This window comes from Primorskyibacter aestuariivivens (assembly GCF_028023675.1).
GTDB lineage: Bacteria > Pseudomonadota > Alphaproteobacteria > Rhodobacterales > Rhodobacteraceae > Marinovum > Marinovum aestuariivivens.
The window spans coordinates 133,959-150,690 of the sequence record NZ_JAQIOZ010000001.1 but is presented as its reverse complement, the minus strand read 5'-3'; the positions used below and the strand labels follow the sequence as shown (position 1 = coordinate 150,690).

Sequence of the window (16,732 nt, the reverse complement as noted above, 5' to 3'; positions counted from 1 at the left end):
GTCCAAACCAGGTTACATAGGTGATGTGACCGACGGCAGTGCCGGTGCTGGCCAGGTTGGACCATGCAGGGCAGATATTGTTCCGGCCTCACGCGATCAGGCGTAGATTTTGTGTCAAACCTTCAGGTATTTACCAAGGTTTCGGTTAAAAATTCATTGCGTGCGCCCATGGGCGGTTCCGGGCGAAAAAATGGCGTGGCCTGCGCAGTTCAGCCCACCACGTTGCGCGCGATCTCGCGCAGGTGCCGCTCATCGGTGCCGCAGCAGCCGCCCAGCACGTTCATCTGTGGGAAGCGGCGGTGCAGCGCGCCCATTTGCTGGCCCAGTTCGACCGGGTCGCCATCTTCGAGATGGCCGAGCTTGCAGAGCGCGATCTTTTCCATTTTCGACGCGTTGGGCCGGACGGACCGCATGCGGTTCATCCAGTCGCCATCGTCAATCGCCGGTTCGAATTCGACCGGGTGGGAACAATTGAGCCCGTAAAACGCAGCGCTGCCGCCGGTCTCGGCCTCGGTCGTTTCCACCGCTTCGCGCAGGCTCGGACCTGAATTCAACCGGCTCTTGCTGTCGAGCGAAAAATAGACCGCGACGGGCAGGCCGATACGCTCGGCGGCGCGGGTCACGCCGATGGCTTCGGGGATATTGTTGAAGGTCTGGGCACAGGCAATGTCCGCCCCGGCCGATTTCAGCGCTGCAAGCTGGGTCATGTGATAGGCTTCGGCCTCGTCCGCGGTGATCGTGCCGCCAGAGCCATAGGCATCGCCGCGCGGTCCGACGCAGCCGCCAATCACGATATGTGGGAGTCGGTCCGCATAGGGAGCAGAGACCTCTTTCAGAAGATCAATGCAGCGCGTCTGGATCTCGGCAAGTGCCGGTGCATCATGGCCCAGAAGCGCCGCCCAGTCCGGGCTGAGCCGGTAATCCAGCCCGCAGATCATCGCGCCGGTCCCGGCCTCGGCCATCACATCGAGATAGCGGCGATACATGGCGGTGATGTCGTCCACCGCCCTGGGGTTTTCCAACAGGGTGAACATGGCGAAATGCGGTAGCTCATGGCCGTGCTTGTACATCACCTCGGTCTCGGTGCCCGCCTCGGTGAGGTAGAAAAGATCGTCGCGCAGGGGGCTGTTTGGGGCAGTGGTCATGTCAGGCTCCGTTGCTTGGTCTGCAAAGAGCCTAACAAGATTCGGGTTCCCTGTCGCGGGAGGCGGGCCACTTTGGCGCGGCCCTGCCTCGGGCGTCTGGCGTCAGTACCCCGCGCTTTGTGCGGTAGCCGGGGACTCCAGTGCCTTGAAATAGGCAGCGATGGCCGCGCGATCGTCAGTGCTCAGCTTGGCGGTGTTGGACACCACATGCGCCATGTGCCCCCCGGCGCTGTCGAACTCGGGGGTAAAGCCCGTCTCAAGGTAATAGGCGATGTCGGTCGCCGACCAGGTCAGCTTGTCCGGGGTCAGCGCGGGGATCGTCCCCTTGCCCGACGGATCGGGCGCTCCCGCCATCCAGCGGGTCCGGTCCAGCCCACCCAGCGCATTACGGGGCGTATGACATTCGGCGCAATGGCCCAGCGCCTCGACAAGGTAACGGCCGCGGGTCAGATCAGGTCCAAGATCATCACCCTTCATCACCCAATCAGGTTTGAGGAAGAGCGTTTTCCACCCGCCCAGTGACCGGCGGATATTGAACGGAAAGCCCAACTCATGCGGTTGCGAGGGCGTATCACTGGCGGGCAGGGTCTGCATGTAGGCCCAGAGATCGGCAACGTCGCGATCGGCCATCTTGGTATAGGATGTGTAGGGGAAGGCCGGGAAGTAATGCTGACCGTCCGGCGATGTGCCATGCAAAAGCGCGTTGGCCAGATCGCGTGCATCCCAATCGCCGATACCGTGTTCGGGGTCCGTCGAGATATTGGGCGCCAGAAAGGTTCCGAAAGGCGATGGGAAACGCAGCCCTCCTGCCAGGACGAGCTTGGCTTCATCCTCTGCCCCCGGTGCCATGTGGCAGGACGCGCAACCGGCGGCGGTGAAAACCACTTCGCCACGCGCAACCTTGCCGGTGACACCATCAAAGGCGTCAACGGGCAGGGCGCTGGGCGCGGTGACGACCCAACCGACCCCGGCGGCAATTGCTGCAGCCGGAATCAGATATTTAAGAAGTTTTCGCATATCTGCGGGATCATTCCTGCGGAATGCGGTAATCTTGGTGGCAGGCTTTGCAGGTGCCGCCAAGCGCGCCCATCACCGGGCCAAGCGCTTCTTGTCCATTGCCAACCTCGGCCACGGCCCGTTCTGCAGCAGCACCGAACGCGTCCCATTTTTCCTGGAACCCGGCCATGTCGGAATTGATGGTATCCTTGGCTGTGGTGCCTTCGATCATGGCGCCATCGGAGCCTTCGGGAAACAGCGAGGCGAAGTGGATCATCGACACACCATGCAGCGAATGCGCGGCGGCCATCGCCTTGTCCGCGTCGTACTCCATCTCGCCTTTGGCCATGCCGCCCAGAACGCCCATATTCAGCGCCACAACCCACATGGAGCCCTGACGTGCCTTGAGCTGATTCTTGTAGTCCTGGGCAAATGCCGCGCCGCCCGTCATGGTTGCGGCGATCACCAGTGCACTCACAAATTTCTTCATCTGAATTCGCTCCCTGTTTCGATGCGATTGATATAACTTAGTATGCATGGGGCGGATCACAAACAAATTCAACAAGAGTGCGGATGGGTTCTGCAAAAATGCACAACGACAATTGGGACGACCTGCGTTTTGTTCTGACCGTGGCGGAAACCGGGTCGGTCAGTGCGGCAGCGCGGACGCTAGGCGTCAACCATGCAACGGTTTTACGCCGTGTCGCGGCCTTTGAAGAGACCCACGGCACCGACGTCTTTGAACGATCGCAACAGGGCTACCGCCTGCGCGCTGATCGCGCACATGTGATCGAAGCGGCGCGCGATGCGTCTCAGGCAATGCGTCGGGTTGCCCATTTATTACGCAGCGACGGGCTGGGACATGGCGAGATTCTGAGGGTGACCTCAACGGACACGTTTTGCACCACGGTATTGGCCGACGGGGCGGGGGAGTTGGAGCAGGCGCTCAGCCCGCATCGGTTGTCGCTGCTTTCCAGCAATGCGCATCTCGACATGGCCCGGTTGCAGGCCGATGTGGCTGTGCGCCCGGCGATGAGCGTCCCGACTGACATGCAGGGCGAACATGCTGCCGATCTGGGTTTTGCCGTATACGCACGGGACGAAGGCGAAGACCGATGGCTGGGGCTGGCGGGCGTGCTGCATCGCTCTGCGCCTGCGCGATGGCTGGCCGAAACCGTGTCACCGCAGGAGATCGGCAACAGCGCCGACAGTTTTGTAGCCCTGTGCCGGATGGCCAAGGCCGGGCAGGGGGCGGCCATCCTGCCCTGTATCCTTGGCGATGATGCGCCGGGGCTGCGGCGTGTGGAGCGTGGCTTTCCGGATATGGAGGTGCCGATCTGGGTGCTGTGTCACCGCGATCTGGCCGGGGCGGCGCGGCTCAGGCGATGCATCGGGGCCGTGGCCGGACTGCTCAGTTCCCGCGCGGCGCGTCTGCGCGGCTCAGCGGCGTAACCGTTCGACCGTCAGCGCTTCGGGCCAGCCGATCCACCGCTCCACTGCAAACAGGATCAGGCACAACGCAATCACCGCCAGCACCAGCTTGACCCGCTTTCCCGATGGCGGACGCCGCACCCAAAGCGACATTCGGAGCAACCAATGCATCACGCGTCGTTGGTGAACCGTACCTTGCCGATATAGGGCAGGTTGCGGTTGCGCTGGGCAAAGTCGATGCCATAGCCCACGACGAATTCATCGGGGATCTCAAACCCGATCCAGTCGGCACGGAAATCCACCTCGCGCCGTGTGGGTTTGTCCAACAGCGCGATCGAGCGCAGCTTGGCCGGTTCACGTGATTTCAGCAGGTTGATCACGTGATGCAGCGTGTGGCCGGTATCGACGATATCCTCGACCACCAGCACATCGCGCCCCTCGATGGCGCCGCGCAGGTCCTTAAGAATGCGCACCTCGCGGCTCGATTCCATGGCGTCGCCGTATGAGGAGGCTTCGATGAAATCCACCTCGACCGACATGTCCAGTTCGCGCACAAGATCGGCGATGAACACGAAGGACCCGCGCAAGAGCCCTACAACGACCAGCTTTTCGGTGTCCGCGAATTCATTGCGGATATCGTCGCACAGCTCCTCGATGCGTGCCGCAATGGCCTTGGCCGAGATCATCTGGTCGATGACATAAGGACGCTCACCCATGGGGACCTCTTGAATTTCGTCTCCGGACGGGCGACATGGCCCGGACCTGTCATGACAAATCCGGAACGCGATGCCAACCCATTCCGAGACCCGCCGCCTGCCATATACCGCCCAGCAGATGTATGACCTAGTGGCGGATGTGGACAAATATCCGCAATTCCTGCCCTGGTGCGCGGCGGCGCGTATCCGGTCGGTGACGCCCCAGCCGGATGGCTCCGAGGTGATGGCGGCGGATCTGGTGATCTCCTTCAAGGTGTTCCGCGAACGCTTTGGCAGCCGCGTGGTGCTCTGGCCGGACGCAAAAAAGATCGACACCGAATATCTCGACGGCCCGTTCCGCTACATGAAATCCAACTGGGCCTTTGCAGATGCCGGGGATGGCGGCTGCGATGTGTCCTTCTTTGTCGATTTCGAGTTCAAGAACGCGATCCTGCAAGGCATCATCGGCGTGGTGTTCAACGAGGCGATGCAGCGGATTGTCCGCGCGTTTGAACGGCGGGCGGCGGAGTTGTACGGGTAGGACTCACCCGCCTTGACCGGTCTCACCATATTCCAGCCACGCACGCTCCTCCGGGGGCAAATGCGCGTCCATCATCGCGTCATACGCAACCAACTCTTTTTCCGTCAGCTTCCCGTGCCACTTTCCGTTTGTACCGCTGTGGAAGAATGCTTTGTCCGATTTAAAGAATCCTTTTCCGCCTGATGGGGCAAATCGCCCCGCTTTTTGTTGCATATTGTCAAACCGTGCGGCCTCGACCAGCTGCGTCATGACCTGTGGCGGATGCGATGTGTCCAGACATTCCGCGACTTTTGCAAAGGTCCCCGCCAGATCGCGCACCATATCCGCGTAATGGAACAGAGTGACATTCGGCCGGTCCGCCAATGCCCGGGCGGCCTTGTAATGGCGAAGGATATGCGCCAGCGGCATGACATCCATGTCGAACCCTTCGGCCCCGCCATCGAGAAACCGGCGAAAGGTGATGCGGTCGGGATCATCCTCGGGATACCAGTGATCGAACCAGGCCATGGGGATGTTGCGCACATGCCGCCGGTAGGAGAAATGCGCATCCAGCGGGTGACGGAACACGCAGAGATACTGCGCCTGCGCATCCAGCGGCACGCCGTCCATCGGCGTGTGGCTTTTCATGGAACGCCGGTGCGTCATGGCTTCCAGCCGCGCTGCCACCTCTTCCATCTCGCGGATGCGGATATCGACCCAGGGCATTTTGACCGAAAGTTCGGTCTCAATTTCCGGATCGCCGTAAAACAGCAGCGCCACGATGGTCTGCATCCATGTGGTGCCGCGTTTCGGTGGCGTCACGACGAACACATCATCGGGCCGGATACGCACCATGTCCCAGCGCCTGTTGTCGGTCAGGGGGCCAAGATAAAGTTTGCGGCTGCTCATGTCTGAAACCTCCTGACCTCAGCAAAAGCCGCCGCATGGCAGAACGCAAATAAAAAAGGACCCCGCAAGGTCCTTCTTCTGTTTCAAAATACCTCGGGGGAGTCCCGAAGGGACGGGGGCAGAGCCCCCAAACGCCCTTAGCTCACGTGGTCATAGGCCCGTTCGCCATGCACCGCGATGTCGAGCCCGTTATGCTCGGTCTCTTCATCCACGCGCAGCGGCGTGATGGCGCGCACCACAAGGATCAGCACCACGGTGACCACGGTGGTGAACACACCCACGATGACCAGCGACCCCAGCTGCGCAGCCCAGGAGCCCGCGCCAAACACGGCGATCATGATGGTGCCAAAGATACCACCCACGCCGTGTACCGCGAACACATCCAGCGTGTCGTCGATTTTCAGCTTGTTGCGGATGAAATTCACCGCTTCCTGGCACAGGATACCGGCGACGGCCCCGATGATCAGCGCCTCGATGGGACCCACAAAGCCCGAGGCTGGCGTGATCGAAGCCAGGCCCGCAATCGTACCTGTGACCATGCCCACAAGCGAGGCCTTGCCAAACTTGATCTTTTCCCACAGCGCCCAGCTGAGCGAGGCCGTCGCCGCCGAGATATGCGTCACGGTCAGCGCCAGTGCCGCACCACCATCAGCGGCCAGTTGCGAGCCGCCGTTGAAGCCGAACCAGCCGACCCAGAGCATCGCCGCGCCGATCATGACGTAGCCGGGATTATGCGGCGGTGTGTTGGTGTTCCTGCGCGGTCCAAGGAACACGGCAAGGATCAGCGCCGCGAGACCCGCGGTTTCATGCACCACGATGCCGCCCGCGAAATCCTTGACGCCTGTGTCGCCAAAGATGCCACCATCGGCCAGCATGCCGCCGCCCCAGATCCAGTGCACCACCGGCGCGTAGCACAGAAGCATCCAGAGCCCCGAGAAGGTCAGCACAAAGCCAAAGCCCACACGCTCCACATAGGCGCCGACGATCAGCGCGGGCGTGATGATGGCGAATGTCATCTGGAAGGCAAAGAACAGAACCTCGGGCAGCGTGCCGGACAGGTCCTCGGTGGTCATGCCCAGGAGGAACATCTTGTCCAGCCCGCCCCAAAAGCCGCTTGTCCCGCCGCCAAAGGCGATGGAATAGCCAAAGGCAAACCACAGGATGCTCATCAGACAGGCGATGGCATAGCAATGCATGAACACGCTGAGCACGTTGCGCGCGCGCACAAGCCCGCCGTAAAACAGGGCAAGCCCCGGCAATGTCATGAACAGGACCAGCGCCGTTGCGACGATGATCCAGGCTGTATCGGCTCCGTTCATCCCTCGGATTCCTTCTTTATGGCTGTTTGAGCGCCAGAGAACGGATGTGAGGTGCAAAAAAAAGCAGCAAGAGCCCGAAAGGACGCCCAAAAGGCATGCTTTTTCGGAGTGCACAATTTTTGCGCACAACTTTGCGGCAAATGACTATTCTGCGGGCAAATTGCGTAAAAGCAAATCCAGCGCATGGTCGCGGGCGGCCTGGCGGACGGCATCGCGCCCCAGCGCGCCAAAGTCGATTGTCTCGCCGATCGTGCCTTGGTCCGAGGCCAGTGCAAAACAGACGCGGCCCTCGGGTTTGAACTCGGACCCGCCGGGGCCCGCGATACCGGAAATCGCTACGGCCAGCGTCGCGCGCGCGGCTTTGCGCGCTCCGACTGCCATTTCGTGCGCCGTCTCTTCGCTCACAGCACCGAACGCGTTGAGCGTCGCTGCCTGCACGCCCAGCATCTCCTGCTTGGCGGTGTTGGAGTAGGTGACGAAGCCACGTTCAAAGATGTCAGACGATCCCGCCACATCGGTGATCGCCGCGGCGACCATGCCGCCGGTACAGCTTTCGGCGCAGGTCACGGTGGCCTTCGCGGCGCGTGCACGGATCAGGAGGTCCTGGGCCAGGCTCATTGCATCAGTACCCCGTGGGACAAGGCGGCCAGCGCGATGGTGACGATGGCCGCGGCGATGCCTGCGAACACATCGTCCATCATCACGCCCATGGCGTCGCCGCGGCGGTCGGCCCATCCGATGGGGCCGGGCTTGAGAATGTCGAACAGGCGAAACAACACGAATGCCGAGACGATTCCGGGCCAGAGCCGCAGGACGTCAACGCCCATCATCCCCGCGCCATAGGCCACGGGAAGGAGCGCGATCCATTGACCCGCCACCTCGTCCACCACGATCTCGGACGGGTCATGATCCTCCTGTCCGGCGGTTTCCTGTTTGGTGGCCCAAAGCCCGGCGAAAAACACCGCGACGATGGCCAACGCAAAGACCCAGACACCGCCCAGCACGTAGATGGCCCAGGCAAAGGGCAGGGCGGCAAGCGAGCCCCATGTGCCCGGTGCGGGACGCAGGTAACCGGTATAGAACCAAGTGGCGATAAAGCGGCTCATGACGCCACCAGCAGCGCGCTGGCTTGGGCGGCGATGCCCTCGGACCGGCCGGTAAAGCCCAAACGCTCGGACGTGGTGGCCTTGACCGAGACCTGATCCACATCCACCCCCGTGATCCGCGCCAGTTCCGCGCGCATCGCCCCGGCATGCGGCCCGATCTTGGGTTGTTCACAGATCAGCGTCACATCCACATTGCCGATCCGGTAGCCCATCTCTGCCGCCAGCTCGACCGCGTGGCGCAGGAAAATGTGGCTCTCTGCGCCTTTCCATTGCGGGTCCGAGGGCGGGAAATGCTGCCCGATATCGCCGCGTGCCAATGCGCCATAGATCGCATCGGTCAGCGCGTGCATGCCCACATCTGCGTCCGAATGCCCCTTGAGCGCGCGGTCATGGGGGATTTTTACGCCGCACAGGACGACGTGGTCGCCCGCGACCAGTTGGTGAACGTCATAGCCATTGCCGATGCGCATGGGCCGGTGTCCTTTCAAATGACCTTCGGCGCGGTCAAAGTCGCCGGGAAGGGTGATTTTCAGGTTGTCTTCATGACCCGGTGTGATCGTCACGTCCAGCCCATGGGCGCGGGCCACCTCAACATCATCGGCGGCCTGGCCTTCAAACGCGCGATGCGCGGCCAGGATGGCGTCGAAGTGAAACCCTTGCGGGGTCTGCGCGCGGTAGAGCCCCTCGCGGGGCTGCGTGCCGGTGACTTTTCCCGCCGCGCCGGTCCAGAGCGCATCTGTCACCGGCAGTGCCGGGGCGGCGGCGGGCGCGCGCGCCAGCGCTGCCAACACCGCGCGTATCACCTGTGGCGGAGTCGTCGCGCGCGCGGCATCATGGACCAGCACAGCGTCAAAACCTTGATCCGCCAGCGCCTCCAACCCGTTGCACACACTCTCCGAGCGGGTTGCGCCGCCATGGATCAATTGCGCGGGAAGGCGTGCCGCCTCGGTTGCATCGTCGGGGTGAATGACGACGGCGCGATGGGTCACCTCGGGCAGGTCAAACGCGGCCAGCGTCCAGTCGATCACCCGCCGCCCGGCCAGCGCGCGCCACTGTTTTGGCGCGCCGGGGCCTGCGCGGGTGCCACGGCCTGCGGCAACGATGAGAGCGACGGTTTTCATGGGGGTTCTGTAACCATTGCCGGGATTGCTGGCAATTGCCCCATGGAGAGCGCCTATTTTTTAGGCATTTGCATATTTTGCAGCTGCAGAAACCCGGGCAAAGATTGCGGAGGGGCTTGGGACAGGCTACCTCGGAGAGGAATGCACAAGGATTAAGCACGTGACCATTCAGGTGGCAGACCTCACCTTGACCCCTCCTGTTTTCCTCGCCCCGCTGGCGGGGATCACCGATTTGCCGTTCCGCAATCTTGTACAGAGCTTTGGCGCGGGGCTGGTGGTGTCGGAAATGGTGGCCAGCCAGGAAATGGTGCAGGCCAAGCCCGGCGTGCGTGAAAAGGCCGAGCTGGGATACGGCATCGAGGCAACCTCGGTGCAGATCGCCGGCCGCGATGCTTATTGGATGGGTGAAGCCGCGCGGCAGATCGAGGCCAATGGCGCGCGGCTGATCGACATCAACATGGGCTGTCCGGCCAAGAAAGTGACCAGCGCCAGTGGCGCGGGGGCTGCCGGGTCGGCGCTGATGAAGGATCTCGACCATGCGCTGACACTGATCGAGGCGGTCGTGGGCGCGGTTGACCTGCCCGTGACGCTCAAGACCCGGCTGGGCTGGGACGATGCCTTGCTCAACGCGCCCGAACTGGCGCGGCGCGCGCAGGACGCGGGCGTGAAGATGGTCACGATCCATGGGCGCACGCGGTGTCAGTTCTACAAGGGGCGCGCGGATTGGGCGGCGATTGCCAATGTGAGCGGGGCGGTGGACGTGCCGGTGATTGCCAATGGCGATATCGTGGACAGCGCTACGGCGCGGGCCGCGATGGCGCAAAGCGGCGCGCAGGGTGTGATGATCGGGCGTGGCGCTCAGGGGCGGCCCTGGCTTTTGGCGCAGGTGGCACATGACCTGTTTGGCGCACCGGCACCTGAGGTGTCATTTGATAAGGCATTTTGTGACATGGTTTCAGGTCATTACGAGGCAATGCTCAACTTTTACGGCAAGGATTTGGGCGCGCGTGTCGCGCGCAAGCATCTGGGGTGGTATATGGACACAAGCAACACCGAGCCGGGCCTGCGGCGGCGCATACTGACCACGAAAGCGCCGCAAGAGGTGATCCGCCTTCTGCCCGACGCGCTCGGCGCATTCGAGGGGGTGGCGGCATGAGCCCGCTTGAGAATACCGAGGAAAACGCGGTCTGGTCCTCGCTGCCGGTGCCCGGCGTGTTGATTGATGCTCAGGATCGGATCATTGACGTCAACCCGGCGGGTGAAGGGTTTTTCAACTCCTCCGCCAAATCGCTGCGTGGTGATCCGGTCTGGGACCGGCTTGCGGTGGATTCACCGCTTGAGGACAGTTTTGACCGCGCGCGTCAGGATGGCACGCCGCTCTTCGTGAACGATGTGGATATCGGCACCGGGGATCGCGCGCCCTTGCAATGCAACCTTCAGGTCGCGCCGCTGCAAGGGACGCATGGCGAAATGGTCATGCTGATTTCGCCGCGCGAATTGGCCGGGCGGATGACCCAGAGCCATTCGGTGAAATCGGCCGCGAAATCCGCCATCGGCATGGCCGAAATGCTGGCCCATGAGATCAAGAACCCGCTGGCGGGGATCGCTGGCGCCGCGCAGCTTCTGAGCATGAATCTCTCGGCGGAAGACCTTGAGCTTACGGACCTTATTGTCGGTGAGACAAGACGCATCGTGAAGCTGTTGGAACAGGTCGAGCAATTCGGAAACCTGTCCGCACCCGAACGTCGCCCGGTCAATGTACATGACGTGCTTGACCGCGCTCGGCGCTCTGCGCTCTTGGGGGCTGCGGCGCATATGACGATTGTCGAGGATTACGACCCCTCGCTGCCGCTGGCCTGGGGCGATCCCGACCAGCTGTTGCAGGTGGTGTCGAACCTGATCCGCAACGCCGCCGAGGCCGCTGGGCCGGGTGGCGGCACGATCCGTCTGCATTCCTATTACGAGCATTCCTTCCGCCTGCGTCGTTCCGACGGCACGGGCCAGACCCTGCCGCTGCAGATCGAGGTGATCGACGATGGCCCGGGCCTTCCCGAAGACCTCAAGGGCGACATTTTCGATCCTTTCGTTTCGGGCAAGGAAAACGGCACCGGGCTGGGGCTCGCGCTGGTGTCCAAGATTGTCTCAGACCATGACGGGTGGATTTCCGTCACCTCCGTGCCGGGGCGCACGGTGTTTCGCATTTCTCTGCCGCTGGTTCCGAAAGAGACCATCGCGGCAACCGCTGAGGAGATTGAATAATGGATGGCACGATCCTTGTTGCCGATGATGACCGCACAATTCGCACGGTTCTGACCCAGGCGTTGACCCGGGCAGGATGCAAGGTGCATGCAACCTCGTCGCTGACCACGCTGATGCGCTGGGTGGGCGAGGGCAAGGGTGACGTGGTCATTTCCGACGTGGTCATGCCGGATGGAAACGGGCTGGAGATGCTGCCCAAGATCCGCGAGGATCGTCCGGACCTGCCGGTGATCGTGATTTCCGCGCAGAACACCATCATGACGGCGATTCAGGCCGCCGAGGCCGAGGCCTATGATTACCTGCCCAAACCCTTTGACCTGCCTGACCTGATGAAACGGACCGCGCGGGCGCTGGAAACGCGCACCGCCCCGGCACGTCCCCGCGAGGAGACCCCGGATCAGCCGGACGAGTTGCCGCTGGTGGGCAAAACGCCGGTGATGCAGGCGCTTTACCGGCTTGTGGCGCGGGTGATGAACACCGATCTGCCGGTGATGATCTCGGGGGAAAGCGGCACGGGCAAATCGCTCATCGCGCGGGCCCTGCATGATTTCTCTGACCGGCGGACGCTCCCCTTTGTGACGGTCACTGGCGCGGACCTACAGGACATCGAAGGGCCTGCGCGGGTTCTGGCGCGGGTCAAGGGCGGAACGCTTCTGATCGACGAGATCACCGATATCCCCGATGACGTGCAGGCGCGCATCGTGCGCATGATCGACACGCCGGGTGATCACGTGCCACGCTTCATGGCCACGTCGCAGGGGGATCTGGCGCAGGCTCTGGACAAGGGCCGCGTGCGGCAGGACCTCTATTATCGTCTGTCGGGGGCGTCGATTGCGGTGCCGTCGCTGCGTGAACGGGTCGAGGATATAGCGCTTTTGACCGAGCATTTCTTGGCCCGGGCCGAACGCGACGGCGCGCCCAAGCGCTGGCTGTCGGACGAGGCGCGCGAGCTGTTCCGCGCCTATAGCTGGCCGGGCAATGTGCGGCAGCTGGAAAACGCGGTGCGGCGTCTGTCGCTCACCAGCCGCGCCGATGAGATCACCCGCACCGAGGTTGAGCTGGTTCTTGGCAATCAGCCCGAAATGGAGCCGGTCCTGTCCGGAGGGGACAGTGAAAAGCTGGGTGCATCGGTAGCGCGGCACCTGCGGCGCTATTTCGACCTGCACGGGGCGATGCTGCCGCCGCCGGGTCTTTATCAGCGGATCCTGCGCGAGGTTGAATTCCCGCTGATCGAGATTGCGCTGGAAGCCACCGGCGGAAATCAGGCGAAATGCGCCGAACTGCTGGGCATCAACCGCAATACGCTGCGTAAGAAAATCACTGACCTCGATATTCCCGTGACACGACGCCGTAAGTTGATGTAAAACTGTCACATGAGTGGCCCCGATGCCGCAGTTTAGCTGCTGCGGCTGGAGAGTGCCACAATATATGGCGGTTCGTCGCGCAAGCGACACATCTTGACGAGGGCAGTCTGTGGCCACTGGGGCACATACTTCGACACGTGATTACCGGTCCGGGATCGGTTCTGGTGGCAAAAAACCGCCCAAGCGTTTGCGCGGCTGGGAACGGCTGAACCGCTTGCGCCGGTTGCGCCGTGTGCAGAACGCGGTGACGCTGGGGCTGGTTGTTCTGGGCCCGCTGCTGGCCTTTGCGACCTTCATGGTCATGGGGCCGCTCAATATGGGCGCGTCCGAGCCGGGCCTGCGTCTCGTCCTGCTGGCTGACTTTGTCTATGTCCTGCTGATTGCCGCGCTGGTGCTGCAGCGGGTGGCCAAGATGGTGGCGGCGCGGCGCGCGCGCTCGGCGGGATCGCGGCTGCACCTGCGCCTGACCGGTGTATTCGCGCTCATGGCGCTGATCCCGACGGTGACGGTGGCGGTTTTTGCCGTCCTGACCATCAATATCGGGCTGGAGACTTGGTTTTCCGACCGCGTCCGGCAGGTGGTGGGGGCGTCGCTTTCGGCGGCCGAGGCCTATCAGGAAGAACAGCGTCAGGACCTTTCCGAGGATGCCATCGCGCTGGCCCGCTATATCGATGCCCAGCGTATTGCGGTGCAGCGCGATCCGACAACCAATCTGCGCAAGGTGCTGACCGATGGTCAGGCGTTGGTCCAGCGGGGGTTGCGCGAAGCCTATCTGATCGATGGCACGGGCGAATTGCGCGCGCGCGGCGAGCGCTCCTACTTGTTTGATTTCGAACGGCCCACCGAGGCGCAGATCGCCATTAGCCGGGGCGAGGACGGTCTGACCCTGATCGAGGATTGGGACAATGGCGAGTTTCGCGCCATCGTGCCGCTGCAGCGCTTCACCGACCGCTATCTCTATATCAGCCGCGTGGTGAATGGCGATCTGCTGAACCTGCTGGATGACACACAACAAACCGCGCGTTTCTACCAGCAGCAGGAAAGCGAACGGGGGCGGCGGCTTTTTGATTTCGCACTGATCTATCTGGGCTTTGCGCTGCTTCTGGTGCTGGCGTCGATCTGGCTGGGCCTGTGGTTTGCCGAACGTCTGTCGCGCCCCGTTGGGCGTCTGACCGGCGCGGCGCAGCGCGTGGGCGGCGGCGATCTGGATGTGCAGGTGGTCGAGGAAGACGGCGATGACGAGATCGCGATGCTGGGCCGCTACTTCAACCAGATGACCCGCCAGCTCAAGGGCCAGCGCGAGGCGCTTTTGGACAATACCCGCCAGATCGAGCGGCGGCGGCGGTTGTTCGACTCCGTTCTGACCTCGGTCACATCGGGCGTTGTGGGGCTGGACGCGGATGGCCGCGTGTCCTTTGTGAACCGTTCTGCCGAACGGCTTCTAGGCTGGTATGAAGATCGTCAGTCGGTGCCGGTTGGCGTGGCGGTGCCGGAATTTGGCCCGCTCTTCGAGATGCTCGCCGGGGAAGACCGCGAAGTGGTGCAGCAAGAGGTCAAGGTCGTCCGCGAGGGGCGGCAGGAAAACCTGCTGGTGCGCATGTCCACACGGCGGCGCGAGGATGACAGTCTTGAGGGCTATGTCGTGGCCTTTGACGATGTCTCCGATCTGGTGGCCGCACAGCGCATGGCCGCCTGGGGCGACGTGGCGCGGCGCATCGCGCATGAGATCAAGAACCCGCTGACGCCGATCCAGCTATCTGCCGAACGGATCAAGCGCAAATTCGGGCGCCAGATGGACGCGGAAAACGCCGACAAGCTCGACGAGTTGACCGGGGTGATCGTGCGCCAGACCAATGACCTGCGCCGTATCGTGGACGAGTTTTCGAAATTCGCCCGCATGCCGGAACCGGAACGCGCGCCCGAGGACGTGGTCGAGCTGTTGCGCGGCGCGGTGCTTTTGCAGGAAAGCGGCCAGCCCGATGTGCGCTTCGATGTGGACCTGCCGGATGACGCGCTGATGGCTGATCTGGACGCCACCATGATCAGCCAGGCCCTGACCAACCTGATCAAGAACGCGGGCGAGGCGATTGAGAGCTTGCAGGAACGCGGCGCGCCTGAGGGGCACAGCCCGATGATCCGCGTGGACTGTGCCGCCGATGGGGCGCAGGCACTGATCCGTATCATGGACAATGGCATCGGCCTGCCCGAAGACCGGGCGCGGCTCTTTGAGCCTTATGTCACGACACGGGACAAGGGCACCGGTCTGGGCCTGCCCATTGTGAAAAAGATTATCGAGGAACATGGCGGCACTCTCGCGCTTGAGGATGCGCCGCAATTCGAGGGCCAGCCAAATGCGGGCGCCATGGCGGTGATCCGCCTTCCGCTGGCGGCAGGCCGGGAATTCGAAACTGTTTTGATGCGTGAAGAGGAATAAGGGGACCGAGCAGATGGGCGATATTCTGATTGTTGATGATGAACGTGATATCCGGGAATTGATCGGGGATATCCTGGAAGACGAAGGCTTCACCACCCGGCTGGCCGGCGGGTCGGATGAATGCATGGCCGCGCTGAATGATGAGCCGCCTGCGCTGATGATCCTCGATATCTGGCTCAAGGACAGCCGTATGGACGGGATCGATATCCTCAAGACCGTCAAGCGCGACAACCCCGAAATTCCGGTGGTGATCATCTCCGGCCATGGCAATATCGAGATCGCGGTTGCGGCGATCAAACAGGGCGCTTACGACTTTATCGAAAAGCCCTTCAATATCGACCAGCTTCTGGTGGTGATCCGCCGTGCGATGGAAACCGCGCGCCTGCGGCAGGAGAACCAGCAGCTCAAGCGCAAGGATACCGCCGCCGCCGAAATGGTGGGCGAAAGCGCGTCTTTCCGCGCGCTGATCGGGCAGTTGGACAAGGTCACCAAATCCAACGGGCGGGTGATGCTCACCGGGCCTGCGGGCTGCGGCAAGGAAGTGGCGGCGCGCTACATCCATGCCAATTCGGGCCGGGCGGATGCGCCTTTTGTCACCGTGAACTGCGCCTCGATCGAGCCCGAGACCATGGAAGAGCTGCTGTTTGGCCGCGAAACCCCGGAGCGCGGCGTTGAGCCGGGGCTGCTGGAACAGGCCCATGGCGGCGTGGTCTATTTCGACGAGGTGGCGGATATGCCACTGGGCACCCAATCCAAGATCCTGCGTGTGCTGGTGGACCAGCAATTCACCCGGGTGGGCGGCGCGGACAAGGTGCGGGTCGACCTGCGGGTCATTTCCTCGACCAACCGCGATCTGGAACAGGAGATTGCTGCCGAGCGCTTCCGGCAGGAGCTGTATCACCGTCTCAACGTGGTGCCGATTGCCGTGCCGTCGCTCGAAGAACGGCGCGAGGATATCCCGGTATTGGCCGAATACTTCATCCGCGCCTGTAACGAAGCGCAGGGCCTGCCGATGCGCAGCCTGAGCGAAGAGGCGGTTGCGCTGATGCAAACCATGACCTGGCCGGGCAATGTGCGCCAGCTCAAGAACCTGATCGAACGGGTGCTGATCCTGGGCGACGGCACAGGCGAGATCGAGGCGCGCGAACTGCCCCAGGATGCTCCGGCCACCGAAGAGGATGGCCGCGTCGTGCTGGCAGGGACGCTGGCGACGCTGCCCCTGCGCGAGGCGCGCGAGGCGTTCGAACGCGAATACCTGCTGACCCAGATCAACCGGTTTGGCGGCAATATCTCCCGTACCGCGTCCTTTGTCGGGATGGAGCGCTCGGCGCTGCACCGCAAGCTGAAATCGCTGGGCGTGGTGACCTCGGCCAAGTCCGGCGCGCGGGTCGCCCGGCTGGACGAAGAGCACACGGCGCAGGCGGGCTGATCGG

17 protein-coding genes are annotated in these 16,732 nt (G+C 62.8%); 7 read left to right on the top strand and 10 right to left on the bottom strand.

Features of this window, described 5'->3' with window-relative positions; all coding sequences use genetic code 11:
* Nucleotides 1–209: 209 nt before the first annotated feature.
* The 3 genes from PGB28_RS00795 to PGB28_RS00785 form a co-directional block, all read right to left on the bottom strand.
* Nucleotides 210–1,145 (bottom strand): homocysteine S-methyltransferase family protein, encoded by a 936-nt coding sequence (locus PGB28_RS00795; RefSeq protein WP_271419563.1) that lies wholly within the window; start codon nt 1,143–1,145, stop codon nt 210–212.
* 102 nt (nt 1,146–1,247) lie between these two features.
* Nucleotides 1,248–2,162, bottom strand: a complete 915-nt coding sequence (locus PGB28_RS00790; protein ID WP_271419562.1) for a c-type cytochrome — start codon at nt 2,160–2,162, stop codon at nt 1,248–1,250.
* Nucleotides 2,163–2,172: 10 nt separating this feature from the next.
* Entirely contained in the window at nt 2,173–2,631 is a 459-nt protein-coding gene (locus tag PGB28_RS00785; protein ID WP_271419561.1) for a c-type cytochrome, read from the bottom strand.
* Between the two features lie 98 nt (nt 2,632–2,729).
* Between PGB28_RS00785 and PGB28_RS00780 the strand changes: the two genes are divergently transcribed.
* Complete coding sequence (locus PGB28_RS00780; RefSeq protein ID WP_271419560.1) at nt 2,730–3,593, top strand: LysR family transcriptional regulator; 864 nt, start codon at nt 2,730–2,732, stop codon at nt 3,591–3,593.
* On the opposite strand, the gene PGB28_RS00775 is transcribed toward PGB28_RS00780, so the two are convergent.
* Together PGB28_RS00775 and hpt are read right to left on the bottom strand one after the other, a co-directional pair.
* Nucleotides 3,582–3,725, bottom strand: coding sequence for a hypothetical protein (locus PGB28_RS00775; protein WP_271419559.1), 144 nt, complete (start codon nt 3,723–3,725; stop codon nt 3,582–3,584). The genes PGB28_RS00780 and PGB28_RS00775 overlap by 12 nt on opposite strands.
* Nucleotides 3,726–3,742: 17 nt before the next feature.
* Nucleotides 3,743–4,288, bottom strand: a complete 546-nt coding sequence (gene hpt, locus PGB28_RS00770; RefSeq protein ID WP_271419558.1) for a hypoxanthine phosphoribosyltransferase — start codon at nt 4,286–4,288, stop codon at nt 3,743–3,745.
* Between the two features lie 70 nt (nt 4,289–4,358).
* On the opposite strand from hpt, the gene PGB28_RS00765 reads away from it, so the two are divergent.
* Nucleotides 4,359–4,808 carry a type II toxin-antitoxin system RatA family toxin gene (locus PGB28_RS00765; protein WP_271419557.1) on the top strand — a complete coding sequence of 150 codons (450 nt, stop codon included), beginning with the start codon at nt 4,359–4,361 and terminating at the stop codon, nt 4,806–4,808.
* Between the two features lie 3 nt (nt 4,809–4,811).
* Here PGB28_RS00765 and PGB28_RS00760 read toward each other — a convergent pair whose 3' ends face one another.
* The 5 genes from PGB28_RS00760 to PGB28_RS00740 all read right to left on the bottom strand — a co-directional run bounded on the left by PGB28_RS00760 (nt 4,812) and on the right by PGB28_RS00740 (nt 9,242).
* Complete coding sequence (locus PGB28_RS00760; RefSeq protein WP_271419556.1) at nt 4,812–5,696, bottom strand: sulfotransferase domain-containing protein; 885 nt, start codon at nt 5,694–5,696, stop codon at nt 4,812–4,814.
* A gap of 137 nt (nt 5,697–5,833) precedes the next feature.
* On the bottom strand, nt 5,834–7,015 hold the full coding sequence (locus PGB28_RS00755) for an ammonium transporter (protein WP_271419555.1): 1,182 nt from the start codon (nt 7,013–7,015) through the stop codon (nt 5,834–5,836).
* A gap of 144 nt (nt 7,016–7,159) precedes the next feature.
* On the bottom strand, nt 7,160–7,633 hold the full coding sequence (locus PGB28_RS00750; protein ID WP_271419554.1) for a CinA family protein: 474 nt from the start codon (nt 7,631–7,633) through the stop codon (nt 7,160–7,162).
* Entirely contained in the window at nt 7,630–8,121 is a 492-nt protein-coding gene (locus PGB28_RS00745; RefSeq protein WP_271419553.1) for a phosphatidylglycerophosphatase A family protein, read from the bottom strand. Before PGB28_RS00745 ends, PGB28_RS00750 begins: the two co-directional genes overlap by 4 nt.
* Nucleotides 8,118–9,242, bottom strand: a complete 1,125-nt coding sequence (locus PGB28_RS00740; protein WP_271419552.1) for a bifunctional 2-C-methyl-D-erythritol 4-phosphate cytidylyltransferase/2-C-methyl-D-erythritol 2,4-cyclodiphosphate synthase — start codon at nt 9,240–9,242, stop codon at nt 8,118–8,120. Before PGB28_RS00740 ends, PGB28_RS00745 begins: the two co-directional genes overlap by 4 nt.
* Nucleotides 9,243–9,402: 160 nt before the next feature.
* Here PGB28_RS00740 and dusB point away from each other — a divergent pair, with 160 nt between their 5' ends.
* From dusB to ntrX, 5 genes are all read left to right on the top strand, one after another.
* Nucleotides 9,403–10,398 carry a tRNA dihydrouridine synthase DusB gene (gene dusB, locus PGB28_RS00735; RefSeq protein WP_271419551.1) on the top strand — a complete coding sequence of 332 codons (996 nt, stop codon included), beginning with the start codon at nt 9,403–9,405 and terminating at the stop codon, nt 10,396–10,398.
* Nucleotides 10,395–11,501: a two-component system sensor histidine kinase NtrB gene (locus PGB28_RS00730; RefSeq protein WP_271419550.1), complete on the top strand. Its 1,107-nt coding sequence runs from the start codon at nt 10,395–10,397 to the stop codon at nt 11,499–11,501. The genes dusB and PGB28_RS00730 overlap by 4 nt, the downstream gene beginning before the upstream one ends.
* On the top strand, nt 11,501–12,865 hold the full coding sequence (locus PGB28_RS00725; RefSeq protein WP_271419549.1) for a response regulator: 1,365 nt from the start codon (nt 11,501–11,503) through the stop codon (nt 12,863–12,865). Before PGB28_RS00730 ends, PGB28_RS00725 begins: the two co-directional genes overlap by 1 nt.
* Before the next feature lie 223 nt (nt 12,866–13,088).
* Nucleotides 13,089–15,299, top strand: coding sequence for a sensor histidine kinase NtrY-like (locus PGB28_RS00720; protein ID WP_408636198.1), 2,211 nt, complete (start codon nt 13,089–13,091; stop codon nt 15,297–15,299).
* A 13-nt stretch (nt 15,300–15,312) separates the two neighbouring features.
* Complete coding sequence (ntrX, locus tag PGB28_RS00715) at nt 15,313–16,728, top strand: nitrogen assimilation response regulator NtrX (protein ID WP_271419548.1); 1,416 nt, start codon at nt 15,313–15,315, stop codon at nt 16,726–16,728.
* Nucleotides 16,729–16,732 lie beyond the last annotated feature (4 nt).